14 protein-coding genes and 1 pseudogene are annotated in these 17,046 nt (G+C 61.5%); 6 read left to right on the forward strand and 9 right to left on the reverse strand.

What is annotated here, in order from left to right; genetic code table 11:
* Positions 1-19: 19 nt before the first annotated feature.
* The 6 genes from DBR18_RS09360 to DBR18_RS09385 form a co-directional block, all read right to left on the reverse strand.
* On the reverse strand, positions 20-988 hold the full coding sequence (locus DBR18_RS09360) for a CDP-6-deoxy-delta-3,4-glucoseen reductase (RefSeq protein ID WP_108590119.1): 969 nt from the start codon (positions 986-988) through the stop codon (positions 20-22).
* Positions 988-2,454, reverse strand: a complete 1,467-nt coding sequence (ubiD, locus tag DBR18_RS09365) for a 4-hydroxy-3-polyprenylbenzoate decarboxylase (protein ID WP_108590120.1) — start codon at positions 2,452-2,454, stop codon at positions 988-990. Before ubiD ends, DBR18_RS09360 begins: the two co-directional genes overlap by 1 nt.
* Positions 2,455-2,523: 69 nt before the next feature.
* Positions 2,524-4,524: an acyltransferase family protein gene (locus DBR18_RS09370; protein WP_108590121.1), complete on the reverse strand. Its 2,001-nt coding sequence runs from the start codon at positions 4,522-4,524 to the stop codon at positions 2,524-2,526.
* A gap of 198 nt (positions 4,525-4,722) precedes the next feature.
* Positions 4,723-5,982 carry a transcription termination factor Rho gene (rho, locus tag DBR18_RS09375; RefSeq protein ID WP_003229334.1) on the reverse strand — a complete coding sequence of 420 codons (1,260 nt, stop codon included), beginning with the start codon at positions 5,980-5,982 and terminating at the stop codon, positions 4,723-4,725.
* A gap of 247 nt (positions 5,983-6,229) precedes the next feature.
* Positions 6,230-6,559, reverse strand: coding sequence for a thioredoxin TrxA (gene trxA, locus DBR18_RS09380; RefSeq protein ID WP_003206727.1), 330 nt, complete (start codon positions 6,557-6,559; stop codon positions 6,230-6,232).
* A gap of 120 nt (positions 6,560-6,679) precedes the next feature.
* Entirely contained in the window at positions 6,680-7,387 is a 708-nt protein-coding gene (locus DBR18_RS09385; RefSeq protein WP_108590122.1) for a FadR/GntR family transcriptional regulator, read from the reverse strand.
* 256 nt (positions 7,388-7,643) lie between these two features.
* Here DBR18_RS09385 and DBR18_RS09390 point away from each other — a divergent pair, with 256 nt between their 5' ends.
* The 5 genes from DBR18_RS09390 to ppx all read left to right on the forward strand — a co-directional run bounded on the left by DBR18_RS09390 (position 7,644) and on the right by ppx (position 12,229).
* Positions 7,644-8,429, forward strand: a complete 786-nt coding sequence (locus tag DBR18_RS09390) for a transporter substrate-binding domain-containing protein (RefSeq protein ID WP_108590123.1) — start codon at positions 7,644-7,646, stop codon at positions 8,427-8,429.
* A 22-nt stretch (positions 8,430-8,451) separates the two neighbouring features.
* Complete coding sequence (locus DBR18_RS09395) at positions 8,452-9,120, forward strand: amino acid ABC transporter permease (RefSeq protein WP_108590124.1); 669 nt, start codon at positions 8,452-8,454, stop codon at positions 9,118-9,120.
* Positions 9,117-9,767 (forward strand): amino acid ABC transporter permease, encoded by a 651-nt coding sequence (locus DBR18_RS09400; RefSeq protein ID WP_108590125.1) that lies wholly within the window; start codon positions 9,117-9,119, stop codon positions 9,765-9,767. The genes DBR18_RS09395 and DBR18_RS09400 overlap by 4 nt, the downstream gene beginning before the upstream one ends.
* Complete coding sequence (locus DBR18_RS09405) at positions 9,754-10,491, forward strand: amino acid ABC transporter ATP-binding protein (protein ID WP_103520362.1); 738 nt, start codon at positions 9,754-9,756, stop codon at positions 10,489-10,491. Before DBR18_RS09400 ends, DBR18_RS09405 begins: the two co-directional genes overlap by 14 nt.
* A 235-nt stretch (positions 10,492-10,726) precedes the next feature.
* Complete coding sequence (ppx, locus tag DBR18_RS09410; RefSeq protein ID WP_108590126.1) at positions 10,727-12,229, forward strand: exopolyphosphatase; 1,503 nt, start codon at positions 10,727-10,729, stop codon at positions 12,227-12,229.
* Positions 12,230-12,387: 158 nt separating this feature from the next.
* Here the strand turns inward: ppx and ppk1 are convergent, their stop codons facing one another.
* A complete protein-coding gene (ppk1, locus tag DBR18_RS09415; RefSeq protein WP_108590127.1) occupies positions 12,388-14,610 on the reverse strand; it encodes a polyphosphate kinase 1 in 2,223 nt (740 codons plus the stop codon).
* An 18-nt stretch (positions 14,611-14,628) separates the two neighbouring features.
* Positions 14,629-15,642, reverse strand: coding sequence for a porphobilinogen synthase (hemB, locus tag DBR18_RS09420; protein WP_108590128.1), 1,014 nt, complete (start codon positions 15,640-15,642; stop codon positions 14,629-14,631).
* A 207-nt stretch (positions 15,643-15,849) separates the two neighbouring features.
* Between hemB and DBR18_RS09425 the strand changes: the two genes are divergently transcribed.
* The gene (locus tag DBR18_RS09425) at positions 15,850-16,500 is read left to right on the forward strand and encodes a DedA family protein (protein WP_108590129.1); all 651 of its coding nucleotides are present in this window, start codon (positions 15,850-15,852) and stop codon (positions 16,498-16,500) included.
* Here DBR18_RS09425 and DBR18_RS28960 read toward each other — a convergent pair.
* Positions 16,481-17,046 (reverse strand): annotated as a pseudogene (locus DBR18_RS28960) (hypothetical protein); the annotation flags it as partial. The gene DBR18_RS09425 and the pseudogene DBR18_RS28960 overlap by 20 nt on opposite strands.

Below are 17,046 nucleotides of genomic sequence, written 5' to 3' on the forward strand. Positions count from 1 at the left end.
GCCTGGTTTCAGGCGCGGCTCAAGGCCGAGGCGCATACGCAAATACATCGGCGCGCATCTGGTGCGCATCCATGCCGGCTTCCACCAGCGCATCCAGCGTGCCGTAGACCATCGCCGGCGAGCCGCTGGCGTAGACATGCAGGGACTTCAGATCCGGGAAGTCTTCGCACACGGCCTGGTGCAACATCCCGCAGCGCCCTTCCCAGCCGCACTGGTCGCTGACCACTTTGTGCAGGAACAGGTTGGGCAGCTTCAGCCATTCGTCCCAATGCTCGATGTCGTAGAAATCTTCCGGACGGCGCACGCCCCAGTACAGATGCACCGGGTGTTTGAAACCGTTGGCGCGGCAGTGTTCGATCAGGCTGTGGATCTGGCCCATGCCGGTTCCAGCGGCGATCAGCACCAGCGGACCGTCAGGCAGTTCGGCAAGGTGCGTGTCGCCGAACGGCAGTTCGACGCGCACCAACGGGTTGCGTTGCAGTTGCTCGATCAGGCTCAGCGCACTGGCCTCGCGGGCCAGTACGTGGATTTCCAGATCGCGTCCGCCGTGCGGCGCCGAGGCCATGGAGAATGCCGATTTCTCGCCGTTCTCGCGCTCGATCATCAGGTACTGCCCGGCGTGATAACGCGGCGGCTTGCCGGCCGGTGCACGCAGGCGCACGCGCCAGGTGTCGCCGCCGACATCCCGGCATTCGATGACCTGACACGACAGGCTGCGCACCGGCAGTTCTCCCAGCGCGAGCACGCCATCCCACAACAGGACGCAGTCTTCCAGCGGCTCGGCTATGCAAGTGTAGAACTCGCCGTGGTCATGCACCTTGCCGGCCTGCTCGACCCGGCCTTCCACCAGCAGCGCCGCACACACGTGGCAATTGCCGTTGCGGCAGCTTTGCGGGCATTCGTAGCCCAGGCGCCGCGCACCATCGAGAATCCGCTCGCCGGGCCGTATCTCAAGCACCGCTCCGGAGGGCTGCAGGGTTACACGCATCAATCTATTCCTAACTGATTCCAGATGGCATCGATCCGTTGAGTAACGGCGTCGTCCTTGACGATCACGCGGCCCCACTCGCGAGTGGTTTCGCCCGGCCATTTGTGGGTGGCATCCAGGCCCATTTTCGAGCCCAGGCCGGAGACCGGCGAGGCGAAGTCGAGGTAGTCGATCGGCGTGTTGTCGATCATCACCGTATCGCGCTTGGGGTCCATGCGCGTGGTAATGGCCCAGATCACATCGTTCCAGTCCCGGGCGTTGATATCGTCGTCAGTGACGATAACGAACTTGGTGTACATGAACTGTCGCAAAAACGACCAGACACCGAGCATCACGCGCTTGGCATGCCCCGGGTACGACTTCTTCATCGTCACCACGGCCATGCGGTACGAGCAGCCTTCGGGCGGCAAGTAGAAGTCGGTGATCTCCGGGAACTGCTTCTGCAGGATCGGCACGAACACTTCGTTCAGCGCCACACCGAGAATTGCCGGTTCATCCGGCGGCCGGCCGGTGTAGGTGCTGTGATAGATCGGCTTGATCCGGTGGGTGATGCGTTCGACAGTGAACACCGGGAAGCTGTCGACTTCGTTGTAGTAACCGGTGTGGTCGCCGTACGGGCCTTCGTCGGCCATCTCGCCCGGATGGATCACGCCTTCGAGGATGATCTCGGCGGTGGCCGGCACTTGCAGGTCGTTGCCACGGCACTTGACCAGTTCGGTGCGGTTACCGCGCAGCAGACCGGCGAAAGCGTATTCGGAAAGGCTGTCCGGCACCGGCGTCACGGCACCGAGGATGGTCGCAGGGTCAGCGCCCAGCGCCACGGAGACCGGGAACGGCTGGCCCGGATGCTTCTCGCACCACTCACGGAAGTCCAGCGCGCCGCCACGGTGGCTGAGCCAGCGCATGATCACCTTGTTGCGGCCGATCACTTGCTGACGGTAGATACCGAGGTTCTGACGGTCCTTGTTCGGGCCTTTGGTGACGGTCAGGCCCCAAGTGATCAGCGGGCCGACGTCGCCGGGCCAGCAGGTCTGCACCGGCAGCATCGCCAGGTCGACGTCGTCGCCTTCGATGACCACTTCCTGGCACACCGCGTCTTTGACGACTTTGGGCGCCATCGAGATGATCTTGCGGAAAATCGGCAGTTTCGACCACGCGTCCTTCACGCCCTTCGGCGGCTCCGGCTCCTTGAGGAAGGCCAGCAGCTTGCCGATCTCGCGCAGTTCGCTGACCGACTCGGCGCCCATGCCCATCGCCACCCGCTCAGGGGTGCCGAACAGGTTGCCGAGCACCGGAATGTCGTAGCCGGTCGGCTTCTCGAACAGCAGCGCCGGGCCCTTGGCCCGCAGCGTGCGGTCGCACACCTCGGTCATTTCCAGCACCGGCGAGACGGGAATCTGGATGCGTTTCAACTCTCCGCGCTGCTCAAGCTGCTGCACGAAATCCCGAAGATCCTTGAATTTCATTGACGATGGCACCCTCAAAATAGGCGTACATCCTACCTGCTATGCAGCCCTGTGGCAGCCTGTCGCTGCTTACTTGGCTGCATTCGTCTGCGCTTTGCCAAGGTTTTCCCGGGCTTGCAGGCCGATAAACAGCGGCTCAAGGATCGGCGCGACGAAACGCGCACCCACCTCGGACAAGTGATTGTCATCGGTGTACAGCGAATACCCACCGAGTTCGGCGTGACACAGGCCGTTTTCATCACACAGTCGCGGCGCCGGATCGACCACGCGCACTGCCGGATCATTCTGCGCCAGTTGCGTGAACAACTGGCTGATGAACACCTGACGCTTGTGGTGCGCCTCGACATCCAGACCGACGTCATCCACCGGGCGATCAAGCATCGCCAGCCGCGTCAGCCGATACGGCGGGCTGAACGCCTGCAACGGTGCCTCTTTTACCAGCCATACGCGATGCCCGGCCGCACGCAATTGCGCCACGCGAGTGCGCAGGCCTTCGGCAAAACGCTGCTCGGCCTCGGCGCGATCGTAACGACCGTCCGGCGTTCTCAAGACATGCCCGAGATCACCCTTGGCGTCGCCGTACAGGTACAGGCTCCAGCGTGCGACCAGCACCACATCGCTGATCGCCTGGGTTTTCAGCCCTTGCTCGACCCGCTTGTTGAAGCGCGCACAAACCCCGTCATGCTCCAGTCCATCAACCGGAATGCAACCGGGAGAACTGGCCAGAATCACGCTGACGCCGTGGGCTTTGGCACCGTCATCGAACACCGGGATCAGCGCCGTGGCATGGCTGTCGCCCCAGACCAGCGCGCGGGTCGGCAGATCCGTCACGCCGTAATGGCAGAACAGCTTGTCGTCGGGGGTCTTGTCGTCCGCCAGACACGCCATCAGCTCCGGCCGCCATTCGCGGCCCTTGGCGTATTGCAGCGCCTGCTCGGACAAGCGCCATGGCAGGCCATCGGTCCAGCGTAGCGATTGCCCGGCCAGACCGAGCAGCAGAATCCCGCAGAAACCGGCCAGCAGAATCTGCCGACGACCGGCGAGCAAGCGTCGTTCACGGAACGGGGTTTCAACGAACTTCCACGACAGATAACCCAGTACTAGAGTCAGCAGAATCAACCCGGCCGTGTCGAGCACGCCCGGCTCATCGACGCTGGCGTAGCTGGAGAATACGAATACCGGCCAGTGCCACAGATACCAGGAATAAGAAATCAGCCCGAGACCGACCATCACCCGACTGCTCAACAATTGACCAATCAACGTTTCGCGGTGACCGTTGGCCAGAATCAGCAGCACCACGCCCAGCACCGGCAACAACGCGGTCGCCCCGGGGAACGGCGTCGACTTGTCATAGGCGAACACCGCCAGCAGAATCAAACCCATGCCGAGCAGACTCAACGCTTGGGCAGCCATCGGCTTCAAGCGCCAGGCGTGTTTCGGCGCAACCGCCAGCATCGCCCCGGCGAGCAACTCCCAGGCGCGCATCGGCAGCAGGAAGAAAGCCTTTTCCGGATGATGCTGGATCGCCCACACACTCAGACCGAACGACACCAGCAGCACGCCGAACAGCGCCAGCCGCCAGTGTTTCAGTCGACTCGAAAGCAACGTCAGCAGCAGCGGGAAGAAGATGTAGAACTGCTCCTCCACCGCCAGCGACCAAGTGTGCAACAACGGTTTCAGGTCAGAGGCAACGTCGAAGTAACCGTCCTGACGCATGAACAGAATGTTCGAGACGAACGTCACCTGATAGCGCACCGAGCGCCCCAGCTCTTCGTAATCCTTGGGTGCCAGCAGGAACCAGCCCACCGCCAGCACCGCCATGATCATCGCGAACAGCGCCGGCAGAATCCGCCGCGCACGCCGCGCCCAGAACTCGACGAAACTGAAACGCCCTGCCTGACGCTGGTTCCAGATAATCGAGGTGATGAGGTAGCCGGAAATCACGAAGAACACGTCCACGCCTACAAAACCGCCGGTAAACCCCGGAACGCCGAAGTGGAACAGCACCACGGCGATCACCGCGACTGCCCGCAAGCCGTCGATATCCCTTCGATAAGCGAGTGTGCTCATAAAATCTTTAATGCCAATCAGGTGGTTGTTTTTTGAACAGCGCCAGTCCGAATCAAGGAGTTTCGCGAGCGCTGCCTGTTGTATCGCCCGATCACAGACCTTACCAGATCAGGAATCTCCCATTATCGGGACAAATTTCATGCAAAAAAAAGGCGCCCCCCAAAGGGGCGCCCTTTTTTATCGGTTCAACCGGCGATGTTACTTGCGCTTCATCGACAGGAAGAACTCATCGTTGGTCTTGGTCGTTTTCAGCTTGTCGACCAGGAACTCGATGGCAGCCACTTCGTCCATCGGGTGCAGCAGCTTGCGCAGGATCCACATGCGCTGCAGTTCGTCGTCGGCGGTCAGCAACTCTTCGCGGCGAGTGCCGGAACGGTTGATGTTGATGGCCGGGAACACACGCTTCTCGGCGATCTTGCGATCCAGAGGCAGTTCCATGTTGCCGGTACCCTTGAACTCTTCGTAGATCACTTCGTCCATCTTCGAGCCGGTTTCAACCAGCGCGGTGGCGATAATGGTCAGCGAGCCGCCTTCTTCGATGTTGCGCGCAGCGCCGAAGAAACGCTTCGGTTTCTCCAGGGCGTGGGCGTCAACACCACCGGTCAGCACCTTGCCGGAGCTCGGGATCACGGTGTTGTAGGCACGGGCCAGACGGGTGATGGAGTCGAGCAGGATCACCACGTCCTTCTTGTGTTCGACCAGGCGCTTGGCCTTCTCGATCACCATTTCGGCAACCTGCACGTGACGGGTCGGCGGCTCGTCGAAGGTCGAGGCAACCACCTCGCCGCGCACGGTGCGCTGCATTTCGGTTACTTCTTCCGGACGTTCGTCGATCAACAGCACGATCAGGTGAACTTCAGGGTTGTTACGGGCGATGTTCGCGGCGATGTTCTGCAGCATGATCGTCTTGCCGGCTTTCGGCGGTGCAACGATCAGACCACGCTGGCCTTTGCCGATCGGGGCGCACAGGTCGATCACACGACCGGTCAGGTCTTCGGTGGAACCGTTACCGGCTTCCATCTTCATGCGCACGGTCGGGAACAGCGGGGTCAGGTTCTCGAAGAGAATCTTGTTTTTCGCGTTCTCCGGACGATCGAAGTTGATCGTGTCGACCTTGAGCAGAGCGAAGTAACGCTCGCCTTCCTTTGGAGGGCGGATCTTGCCAACGATGGTGTCACCGGTGCGCAAGTTGAAACGACGGATCTGGCTCGGCGAGACGTAGATATCGTCCGGGCCGGCGAGGTAGGAAGCGTCAGCGGAGCGCAGGAAGCCGAAGCCGTCCTGGAGAATCTCCAGCACGCCATCACCGGAGATTTCCTCGCCGCTTTTCGCGTGCTTTTTCAGCAGGGAGAAAATCACGTCCTGCTTGCGCGAACGGGCCATATTTTCTATGCCCATCTGTTCGGCCAATTCGAGCAGTTCGGTAATCGGCTTTTGCTTGAGTTCAGTCAGATTCATATAGGAATGACGTAATCATTTATGGAGGGGGGAAATTAAGCTTTTGGCTTAATGAGGCCGCGCCGCGGAGAAGGCGACAGGATCGCGAACTTGTTCGAAAAGGAGTGCGTCGGCGACGGCTAGCAGGGGGCAGTGGAGAAACCAGTGCGGGGCCGAATGTACCACCTGAGTTTCGGAGCGTCTAGCCCTGAATACGCAAAAAGCCCCGCAAATTGCGAGGCTTTTTTTCGGCGATTTACTGCGACGCTTAGATGTTGGCGTCGAGGAAAGCAGCCAGTTGCGACTTCGACAGGGCGCCGACTTTGGTCGCTTCAACGTTGCCGTTCTTGAACAGCATCAGGGTCGGAATACCACGCACGCCGTGCTTGGCCGGAGTTTCCTGGTTTTCGTCGATGTTCAGTTTGGCAACGGTCAGCTTGCCTTTGTAAGTCTCGGCAATCTCGTCCAGAACCGGAGCGATCATTTTGCAAGGGCCGCACCATTCAGCCCAGTAGTCGACCAGTACAGCGCCTTCGGCCTTGAGTACGTCGGCTTCGAAGCTGGCGTCGCTAACGTGTTTGATCAGATCGCTGCTCATGGAATTCTCCAGGTTGTAAGCAAAAAAACGTGGCCCATCATATCCGCCCTTCCCTTGTTCAGGAAGCCGCAGTTGATTGAGTCTTGCTATGGCGGCCCATGAGTCTGGGTATAGCTCAAGTCACGCGGTGGCGGGGGCGATGAAAGCGATCCCGGTGCGCAATGCCGCGTTGCGCACGTGCTCCTGCATGGCTTTCTGGGCGGCGGCGGATGCCCGGCGGGCCAGTGCGCGGAGGATCTTGCGGTGCTCCTGCCAGGTTTCCATCGCCCGTTCGGCACGGATGAACGGTAGTTTCTGGCTCTCCAGAAAAATCTCGGCGCTGGCGGTGAGGATGCTCAGCATCGCCTGATTGCCGCTGGCCAGCAGAATGCGCCGGTGAAATTCGAAGTCGAGTTTCGCCGCCGCCTCGAAATCGCCGGCCTTCAACTGCTCGCGCATCGCCGCGACGTTGTCCTCCAGCGCATCCAGGTCGAACGTGCTCAGGGTCACCGCCGCCAGCCCGGCCGCAAACCCCTCCAGCGCATAGCGCAACTGAAAGATGTCCAGCGGCGAAGCCTGCGCCGCAAACGGCCAGCCCGGTGCATTTTCACCGTGGGCAAGTTCCACCGGCGCCTGCACGAACACGCCCTTGCCCGGCTGGATGCTGACCACGCCCAGCGCACTGAGCGACGACAACGCCTCACGCAAAGACGCCCGGCTGACCCCCAGTTGCAGCGCCAGATCCCGCTGCGAGGGCAACGCATCGCCCGCGCCGAAACCTTGCTCGGTGATCAGTTTGCGGATCGCTTGCAGCGCCACTTCAGGTACGGCGCGGGAGATCGAATTCATGGTTTTTCAGACGCGTCAGGCCAAGGTGCGGCTAGTTGTAAAGCTATTCGCCGAGTCCGGCAAGTCGTGCCCCAGTGGGGTTCGGTGCGCGAGGCCGATGCGCTATCGCAGTGCGAAAAACAACCTGACTGTTCAGACCAGTAAGACCGAACAAACCCGCGGAAACCGCGGCCCGCCACGGCGAAAGCCACGTCTTGGCACGACGCATGCTCTGTCCGATCGCAGAAATCACTTCCCGCCGATCCGGAGATTGTCCATGATCCAGCGTTACAGCGCCCTCCTCGCCGCCCTGTTTGCCAGCCTGCTGCTGAGCCAGGCCCCCGCCCACGCCGACGGTCTGGACGACGTGGTCAAACGCGGCACGCTGAAAGTCGCCGTGCCCCAGGACTTCCCGCCGTTCGGCTCGGTCGGCCCGGACATGAAACCCCGCGGCCTGGACATCGACACGGCAAAACTGCTGGCCGAGCAGCTCAAGGTCAAACTCGAACTGACCCCGGTCAACAGCACCAACCGCATCCCGTTCCTCACCACCGGCAAGGTCGATCTGGTGATTTCCAGCCTCGGGAAGAACCCGGAGCGCGAGAAAGTCATCGACTTCTCCCACGCCTACGCGCCGTTCTACCTCGCGGTGTTCGGCCCGCCTGATGCCGCAATCACGACGCTCGACGACCTCAAGGGCAAGACCATCAGCGTCACCCGTGGCGCCATCGAAGACATCGAGCTGACCAAGGTCGCCCCCGAAGGCGTGACCATCAAACGTTTCGAAGACAACAACTCGACCATTGCTGCCTACCTCGCCGGCCAGGTCGACCTGATTGCCAGCGGCAACGTGGTGATGGTGGCGATCAGCGAGAAGAACCCGAAACGCGTGCCGGCGCTGAAAGTGAAGCTCAAGGATTCGCCAGTCTACGTCGGCGTCAACAAGAACGAGCCGGCGCTGCTGGGCAAGGTCAACGAGATCCTCGCCACCGCCAAGGCTGACGGCGCGCTGGAGAAAAACTCGCAGACCTGGCTCAAGGAGCCGCTGCCGGCCGATCTCTGATCGTGCGAGCGGGAGACAATCGATGGCTTATCAATTCGATTTCATGCCGGTGCTGCAAAACACCGATCTGTTGCTGCGCGGCGCCCTGTTCACCCTCGAACTGACGGCCATTGGTGCGCTGCTCGGGGTTGGCGTGGGCATCGTCGGCGCGCTGGTGCGGGCGTGGAACATCCGCCCGTTCTCGGCACTCTTCGGCGTCTACGTCGAGTTGATCCGCAACACGCCGTTTCTGGTGCAGCTGTTCTTCATCTTCTTCGGCCTGCCGTCGCTCGGGGTGCAGATTTCCGAATGGCAGGCGGCGGTGCTGGCGATGGTGATCAACCTCGGCGCGTATTCGACCGAAATAATCCGCGCCGGCATCCAGGCGATCCCGCGCGGCCAACTGGAAGCCGCCGCCGCACTGGCGATGAGCCGTTTCGAAGCGTTCCGCCACGTGATCCTGCTGCCGGCGCTGGGCAAGGTCTGGCCGGCCCTGAGCAGCCAGATCATCATCGTCATGCTCGGCTCGGCGGTGTGTTCGCAGATCGCCACCGAAGAGCTGAGCTTCGCTGCCAACTTCATTCAGTCGCGCAACTTCCGCGCTTTTGAAACCTATGCGCTGACCACGCTGATTTACCTGTGCATGGCGCTGCTGATCCGTCAGTTGCTGAACTGGGTCGGCCGCCGCTATATCGCGAGGAGCAGCCGATGAGCGACTTCACCTTCTGGGACATCCTGCGCAACCTCCTCACCGGCTTGCAGTGGACGCTGGCGCTGTCGCTGGTGGCGTTCATTGGTGGCGGGATCGTCGGGTTGCTGATTCTGGTCATGCGCATCTCGAAAAACCGGTTGCCGAGCAATATCGCCCGCACCTGGATCGAATTGTTCCAGGGCACACCGTTGCTGATGCAGCTGTTTCTGGTGTTCTTCGGCGTGGCGCTGGCCGGGATCGAGATCTCACCTTGGATGGCCGCGGCGATTGCTCTGACCCTGTTCACCAGCGCCTATCTGGCGGAGATCTGGCGCGGTTGCGTCGAAGCGATCCCCAATGGCCAGTGGGAAGCCTCGTCGAGCCTGGCGCTGAATCCACTGGAGCAGTTGCGCTACGTGATCCTGCCGCAGGCGCTGCGCATCGCGGTGGCACCGACCGTGGGTTTCTCGGTGCAAGTGGTCAAAGGCACGGCGGTGACCTCGATCATCGGTTTCACCGAACTGACCAAGACCGGCGGCATGCTCGCCAACGCCACGTTCGAACCTTTCATGGTCTACGGCCTCGTCGCCCTCGGCTACTTCCTGCTCTGCTACCCCTTGTCGCTCAGTGCGCGCTATCTGGAAAGGAGACTGCATGCCTCTGCTTAGAATTTCCGCCCTGCATAAATACTACGGCGACCACCACGTGCTCAAAGGCATCGACCTGAGCGTCGAGGAAGGCCAGGTGGTGGCGATCATCGGCCGCAGCGGCTCGGGCAAATCGACCCTGCTGCGCACCCTCAACGGCCTGGAGTCGATCAACGATGGGGTAATCGAAGTCGACGGCGAATACCTCGACGCCGCCCGCGCCGATTTGCGCAGCCTGCGGCAGAAAGTCGGCATGGTGTTCCAGCAGTTCAACCTGTTCCCGCACCTGACCGTCGGCGAAAACGTGATGCTCGCCCCACAAGTGGTGCAGAAAGTACCGAAGGCCAAGGCGGCCGAACTGGCGCGCAAGATGCTCGAGCGCGTCGGGCTGGGGGAAAAGTTCGACGCCTTCCCGGATCGTTTGTCCGGTGGGCAGCAACAACGCGTGGCGATTGCCCGGGCACTGGCAATGTCGCCGAAAGTGCTGCTGTGCGACGAGATCACCTCGGCGCTGGACCCGGAACTGGTCAATGAAGTGCTCGCCGTGGTGCGCCAACTGGCAAAAGAAGGCATGACGCTGATCATGGTCACCCACGAAATGCGCTTTGCCCGGGAAGTCGGCGACAAACTGGTGTTCATGCACCATGGCAAGGTGCATGAGGTGGGGGATCCGAAGGTGTTGTTTGCCCATCCGCAGACGGCGGAGCTGGCGAATTTCATTGGTACGGTTGAAGCGACAGCCTGAAGGTTATTCAGGGACTTTAGCGGCCCCTTCGCGGGCAAGCCCGCTCCCACAGGGTTCTGCGGCGGAACATGATTGTGTGTTCGACACAAAAACCTGTGGGAGCGAGCTTGCTCGCGAATGGCCGCGCCACGGTCTCAAGCTTTTATGCGCAGGATCAAGGGTTTGAGCCATGCGCGTTGGCGCCAGCGTTTGATCGTGGCACGATGGCGGGGTTATCGACCGAGACCCCCTGACCATGCCGCAATCCAAAGCCAAGAATCTGTCCCTGATCGCCGCAATCGACCTGGGCTCCAACAGCTTTCACATGGTCGTGGCCAAGGCCCAGAACGGTGAGATCCGTATCCTGGAACGCCTCGGAGAGAAAGTGCAGCTCGCCGCCGGCATCGACGATGAGCGCCATCTCAACGAAGAATCCATGCAGCGCGGCCTCGACTGCCTCAAGCGTTTTGCCCAACTGATCAACGGCATGCCGCTGGGCGCCGTGCGGATCGTCGGCACCAACGCCCTGCGCGAAGCGCGCAATCGCCTGGAATTCATCCACCGCGCCGAAGAAATCCTCGGCCATCCGGTGGAAGTCATCTCCGGCCGTGAAGAAGCACGCCTGATCTATCTGGGCGTTTCGCACACCCTCGCCGACACCCCGGGCAAGCGTCTGGTGGCCGACATTGGCGGCGGCAGTACCGAATTCATCATCGGGCAACGATTCGAACCGTTGTTGCGCGAAAGCCTGCAGATGGGCTGCGTCAGCTTCACTCAGCGCTACTTCAAGGACGGCAAGATCACCCCGGCCCGTTACGCTCAAGCCTACACCGCGGCGCGGCTGGAGATCATGAGCATCGAACACGCCCTGCACCGCCTGACGTGGGATGAAGCCATCGGCTCCTCGGGCACCATCCGCGCCATCGGCCTGGCGCTGAAGGCCGGCGGACACGGCACCGGCGAAGTCAACGCCGAAGGCCTGGCCTGGCTCAAGCGTCGTCTGTTCAAACTGGGTGATGTCGACAAGATCGACTTCGAAGGCATCAAGCCTGACCGTCGGGCGATCTTCCCGGCGGGCCTGGCGATTCTAGAGGCGATCTTCGACGCTCTCGAACTGCAACGCATGGATCATTGCGAAGGCGCGCTGCGTGAAGGCGTGCTGTACGACCTGCTCGGCCGCCATCATCACGAAGACGTGCGCGAACGCACCCTGACTTCGCTGATGGAGCGTTATCACGTCGATCTGGAACAAGCGGCGCGGGTAGAACGCAAAGCCCTGCACGCCTTCGATCAAGTGGCCGTGGATTGGGAGCTGGATGACGGTATCTGGCGCGAACTGCTCGGTTGGGCGGCGAAGGTCCACGAAGTCGGCCTCGACATCGCGCACTACCACTATCACAAGCATGGCGCCTACCTGATCGAACACTCGGATCTGGCCGGTTTCTCCCGCGAAGACCAGCAAATGCTCGCCCTGTTGGTGCGCGGCCATCGCCGCAACATCCCCAAGGACAAGTTTGCCGAGTTCGGTGACGACGGTGACAAGCTGATCCGCCTGTGCGTGCTGCTGCGCTTCGCCATCCTGTTCCACCACATCCGTGGCACCCAGGCGATGCCGCAAGTGACGCTGCACGCCAAGGGCGACAACCTCGACGTGGAATTCCCGGAAAACTGGCTGGATGAGAATCAGCTGACCCAGGCCGACTTCGGCCTCGAAGCCGACTGGCTGACGCGGGTGGGCGTTGTCCTCACCGTCCACTGAAAGTCCCCCTGTAGGAGCTGCCGAAGGCTGCGATCTTTTGATCTTGTTTTTAAGGTCAAGATCAAAAGATCGCAGCCTTCGGCAGCTCCTACACGGGTCGGTGTAAGGCGTACAAAAAAGGCGATCCGTGGGGATCGCCTTTTTTATTGGGCTGAAGGTCAGCTGCTCACCGGCAGAATCGGACTGCCCAGCCGCTCCAGCAACGTCGCCTGCGCGCTGCGCGGGTTCTGGTTGCCGGTTGGCGTGTTGCGGATGTAACGGCCATCCGACTGCAGGCTCCAGCTGTGGGTGTTGTCGGTCAGGTACAGCTCCAGCTCTTTCTTGACGCGGGTCAGCAGCTTCTTGCCTTCCACCGGGAAGCAAGTCTCGACGCGCTTGTCGAGGTTGCGTTCCATCCAGTCGGCACTGGAGAGGAACATCTGCTCTTCGCCGCCGTTGAGGAAGTAAAACACCCGAGTGTGTTCGAGGAAGCGACCGATGATCGAGCGCACATGGATGTTGTGCGACACCCCGGCAATCCCCGGACGCAGGCAGCACATGCCACGCACCACCAGATCGATGCGCACGCCGGACTGGCTGGCCTTGTACAGCGCGCGAATGATCTTCGGATCGGTCAGCGAGTTGAACTTGGCAATGATGTGCGCCGGTTTGCCGTCGAGGGCGAACTGGGTTTCCCGGGCAATCATGTCGAGCATGCCCTTCTTCAGGGTGAACGGCGCATGCAGCAGTTTCTTCATGCGCAGGGTTTTACCCATGCCGATCAACTGGCTGAACAGTTTGCCGACGTCTTCGCACAACGCGTCGTCGGAAGTCAGCAGGCTGTAGTCGGTGTACAGACGGGCGTTGCCAGCGTGGTAGTTACCGGTGCCGAGGTGCGCGTAACGCACGATCTCGCCGGCCTCGCGACGCAGGATCAGCATCATCTTGGCGTGGGTCTTGAAGCCGACCACGCCGTAAATCACCACCGCACCGGCCGCTTGCAGACGGCTGGCCAGTTGCAGGTTGGACTCTTCATCGAAGCGTGCGCGCAGCTCAATGACCGCGGTGACTTCCTTGCCGTTACGCGCGGCGTCCACCAGCGCATCGACGATTTCCGAGTTGGCGCCGGAGCGGTACAGGGTCTGGCGCACCGCCAGAACATGCGGGTCTTTCGCCGCTTGACGCAGCAGGTCGACCACCGGGGTGAACGACTCGAACGGGTGCAGCAGCAAGATGTCCTGCTTGCTGACGACGCTGAAAATGTTCTCGCTGTTCTGCAGCAGTTTCGGGATCTGCGGGGTGAACGGCGTGTATTGCAGCTCCGGGTGGCTGTCCAGACCGGTGATGCTGAACAGACGCGTCAGGTTGACCGGGCCGTTGACCTGATACAACTCGGTTTCGCTCAGGTTGAACTGCTTGAGCAGGTAGTCCGAGAGGTGTTTCGGGCAGGTATCGGCGACTTCCAGACGCACCGCATCACCGTAGCGCCGCGAGAACAGCTCGCCACGCAGGGCGCGCGCAAGGTCTTCGACGTCTTCGGAGTCGAGCGCCAGGTCGGCGTTTCGGGTCAGGCGGAACTGGTAGCAGCCTTTTACCTTCATGCCCTGGAACAGGTCATCGGCGTGGGCGTGGATCATCGACGACAGGAACACATAGTTGTCGCCGGGGCCGCCGACTTCCTCCGGCACCTTGATGATCCGAGGCAGCAGGCGCGGTGCCGGGATGATCGCCAGACCGGAATCGCGACCGAAGGCGTCGATGCCTTCCAGTTCGACGATGAAGTTCAGGCTCTTGTTCACCAGCAACGGGAACGGGTGCGTCGGGTCGAGGCCGATCGGGGTGATGATCGGTGCGATCTCGTCGCGGAAATAACGGCGCACCCAGGTCTTGAGCTTGGTTGTCCAGTAGCGGCGACGGATGAAGCGCACCTGATGCTTTTCCAGCTCCGGCAGCAGGATGTCGTTGAGGATCGCGTACTGGCGGTCAACGTGACCGTGCACCAGCTCGCTGATTCGCGCCAGCGCCTGATGCGGTTGCAGACCGTCGGCACCGGCCTGTTCGCGGGCGAAGGTGATCTGCTTCTTCAGGCCGGCGACGCGGATTTCGAAGAATTCGTCGAGGTTGCTGGAGAAGATCAGCAGGAACTTCAGCCGCTCCAGCAACGGATAGGACTCGTCCAGCGCCTGTTCCAGCACGCGGATGTTGAATTGCAGTTGCGAGAGCTCCCGGTGGATGTACAGGCTGCTGTCATCCAGGCCGGGAATCGCGATCACCGGCGCCGCTGCGGCTTCGGTCACCGGCGCGGGTGGCGCGGGCTCGAGTTCCGGCGGGGTTTCGGTGATTTGCTCGACCACCGGCTGAGCTTCTTTTACTGCAACTTCTGTGAGTCCTTCGGTATTCATCGAATGTTCCTGGGAGGGCTATTTCTGCTCTCGTAACAATTGAGCGGCACGGACAGCAAAGTAAGTCAGGATGCCATCAGCGCCGGCACGTTTAAAGGCGGTCAGTGATTCGACAATCACCGCCTCGCTCAACCAGCCATTCTGGATCGCCGCCATGTGCATGGCGTATTCGCCGCTAACCTGATAGACGAACGTCGGCACTTTGAAGGCATCTTTTACCCGCAAAAGAATGTCCAGGTACGGCATGCCCGGTTTGACCATGACCATGTCCGCGCCTTCAGACAAGTCCGCGCCGACTTCGTGCAACGCTTCGTCGCTGTTGGCCGGGTCCATCTGATAAGAGGCCTTGTTGGCCTTGCCCAGATTCGCTGCCGAACCCACCGCATCGCGGAACGGCCCGTAATAGGCGCTGGCGTACTTGGCCGAGTAGGCCATGATCCGCACGTTGACGTGACCGGCAATCTCCAGTGCTTCGCGGATCGCCTGGATGCGACCGTCCATCATGTCCGACGGCGCCACGACCTGAGCACCGGCTTCGGCATGGGACAGCGCCTGTTTGACCAAGGCGTCGACGGTGATGTCGTTCTGCACATAGCCTTCTTCGTCGAGAATGCCGTCCTGCCCGTGGGTGGTGAACGGATCCAGCGCGACGTCGGTGATCACCCCCAGCTCCGGGAAGCGCTCACGCAGGGCGCGGGTGGCGCGCTGGGCGATGCCTTCAGGGTTCCAGGCTTCGGCCGCATCAAGGGATTTCAGTTCGGTTGGCGTGACCGGGAACAGCGCCAGCGCCGGGATGCCCAGATCGACCCATTTGGCCGCTTCTTCGAGCAGCAGGTCGATGGTCAGGCGCTCGACACCGGGCATCGAGGCCACGGCTTCGCGCCGGTTTTCACCCTCAAGCACGAATACCGGCAGGATCAGATCATCGACCGTCAGCTTGTTTTCCCGTACCAGCCGACGCGAAAAATCATCGCGACGGTTACGGCGCAGGCGAGTAGCTGGGAACAAACGGTTGGCAGGGGTAAAGCTCACGGCAGACTCCTGAGCCCGCGCAAACGGGCGAGCGTGACAGTTATAGACGGCCATTATGACGAACAGATTACCGTTGTGCGTACCCCGTGACATGTAGCCGCATTCCATTGTTAGCGTAGGAATTGTTCACGTCGAGACACATTTCGACACTTTCCTGAATGTGCCCGAAGGGTTAGGCTGCGCGTTCATTTCGCCAGCACCCAGACAATGCTCCAACAATTTCTGCATGACTTCGGCTACTTTGCCTTGTTCCTCGGCACGTTCTTCGAAGGCGAAACCATCCTGGTGCTCGCAGGCTTCCTCGCGTTCCGTGGATACATGGACATCAACCTGGTGGTGGTCGTGGCGTTCTTCGGCAGTTATGCCGGCGATCAGCTGTGGTACTTCCTGGGGCGCAAGCACGGGCGCAAATTGCTGGCGCGCAAACCGCGCTGGCAGATGATGGGCGACCGCGCGCTGGAACACATCCGCAAGCACCCGGACATCTGGGTTCTGAGCTTCCGCTTCGTCTATGGCCTGCGCACGGTGATGCCGGTGGCGATCGGCCTGTCGGGTTATCCACCGGGACGCTATCTGCTGCTCAACGGCATCGGCGCAGCGATCTGGGCCACCGCGCTGGCAGCCGCTGCCTACCACTTCGGCGCAGTGCTCGAAGGCATGCTCGGCAGCATCAAGAAGTACGAACTGTGGGTGCTCGGCGCACTGCTGGTGCTGGGTGTCGGCCTGTGGCTGCGTCGCCGCTTCAAGAATGCGCGTCTGGCCAAACAGGTTTACGCCGACGAGCAAGCCGCAAAAGCCGCGCGCCTGCATCAGGCCGAAGCAGCCAAACCCGCCGAGCCTAAGACGCCAGCCGAGTAACGCGCTGGCGACAGCCAAACAGCCCGATGCCGCTGAGCAGGCTGTAACCGAGCAGACCGGCCCAGGCCAACGGGCTGGCCGGCCATAGCCCGAGCAGCGGCGCCAGCCACACCAGCGGCACGTTCGACCCCAACCGCAGCAGCTCGACCTTCAACGCCCACGGGCGATTCTCAAGGGCCACGCCCAGCGCAAACAACCCCCACGCCACCGCGCCCCAACCGAGCAGCAGCGCGGTGGTCGGCAGTTGCTGCGCCTGACCCATCAGGTAACTGCCCAGCGCGATATAGACGCAGAACTGCAACACCACGTAGCGCTTTCGACGCTTGTCGAGCGGCACCTCGAATTTGCGGAAACGGCTCAGGTCCGGTTTGTTCAGCGGGTACTTCGCCGCGACATCCGCCGGACGCCACCCAGTGCGCATGAACCAGATTCGCAGCTTGTCCCACGGACGTTCGGCGCGGCGGGCGTCGTCCCACAACTGCGCATAAAACTGCACATTGGCCCACAGCGGATTCCAGCTCGCCAGCGGCGTGGTCACACCGAATA

The sequence above is a fragment of the Pseudomonas sp. HMWF021 genome, from assembly GCF_003061005.1.
In the GTDB taxonomy this organism is placed as follows: Bacteria; Pseudomonadota; Gammaproteobacteria; order Pseudomonadales; family Pseudomonadaceae; genus Aquipseudomonas.

What these genes read in the sequence shown, in the direction of transcription:
- DBR18_RS09360 (WP_108590119.1), bottom strand. Translation starts at nt 988, where the DNA reads ATGCGTGTAACCCTGCAGCCCTCCGGAGCGGTGCTTGAGATACGGCCC.
- ubiD (WP_108590120.1), bottom strand. Translation starts at nt 2,454, where the DNA reads ATGAAATTCAAGGATCTTCGGGATTTCGTGCAGCAGCTTGAGCAGCGC.
- DBR18_RS09370 (WP_108590121.1), bottom strand. Translation starts at nt 4,524, where the DNA reads ATGAGCACACTCGCTTATCGAAGGGATATCGACGGCTTGCGGGCAGTC.
- rho (WP_003229334.1), bottom strand. Translation starts at nt 5,982, where the DNA reads ATGAATCTGACTGAACTCAAGCAAAAGCCGATTACCGAACTGCTCGAA.
- trxA (WP_003206727.1), bottom strand. Translation starts at nt 6,559, where the DNA reads ATGAGCAGCGATCTGATCAAACACGTTAGCGACGCCAGCTTCGAAGCC.
- DBR18_RS09385 (WP_108590122.1), bottom strand. Translation starts at nt 7,387, where the DNA reads ATGAATTCGATCTCCCGCGCCGTACCTGAAGTGGCGCTGCAAGCGATC.
- DBR18_RS09390 (WP_108590123.1), top strand. Translation starts at nt 7,644, where the DNA reads ATGATCCAGCGTTACAGCGCCCTCCTCGCCGCCCTGTTTGCCAGCCTG.
- DBR18_RS09395 (WP_108590124.1), top strand. Translation starts at nt 8,452, where the DNA reads ATGGCTTATCAATTCGATTTCATGCCGGTGCTGCAAAACACCGATCTG.
- DBR18_RS09400 (WP_108590125.1), top strand. Translation starts at nt 9,117, where the DNA reads ATGAGCGACTTCACCTTCTGGGACATCCTGCGCAACCTCCTCACCGGC.
- DBR18_RS09405 (WP_103520362.1), top strand. Translation starts at nt 9,754, where the DNA reads ATGCCTCTGCTTAGAATTTCCGCCCTGCATAAATACTACGGCGACCAC.
- ppx (WP_108590126.1), top strand. Translation starts at nt 10,727, where the DNA reads ATGCCGCAATCCAAAGCCAAGAATCTGTCCCTGATCGCCGCAATCGAC.
- ppk1 (WP_108590127.1), bottom strand. Translation starts at nt 14,610, where the DNA reads ATGAATACCGAAGGACTCACAGAAGTTGCAGTAAAAGAAGCTCAGCCG.
- DBR18_RS09425 (WP_108590129.1), top strand. Translation starts at nt 15,850, where the DNA reads ATGCTCCAACAATTTCTGCATGACTTCGGCTACTTTGCCTTGTTCCTC.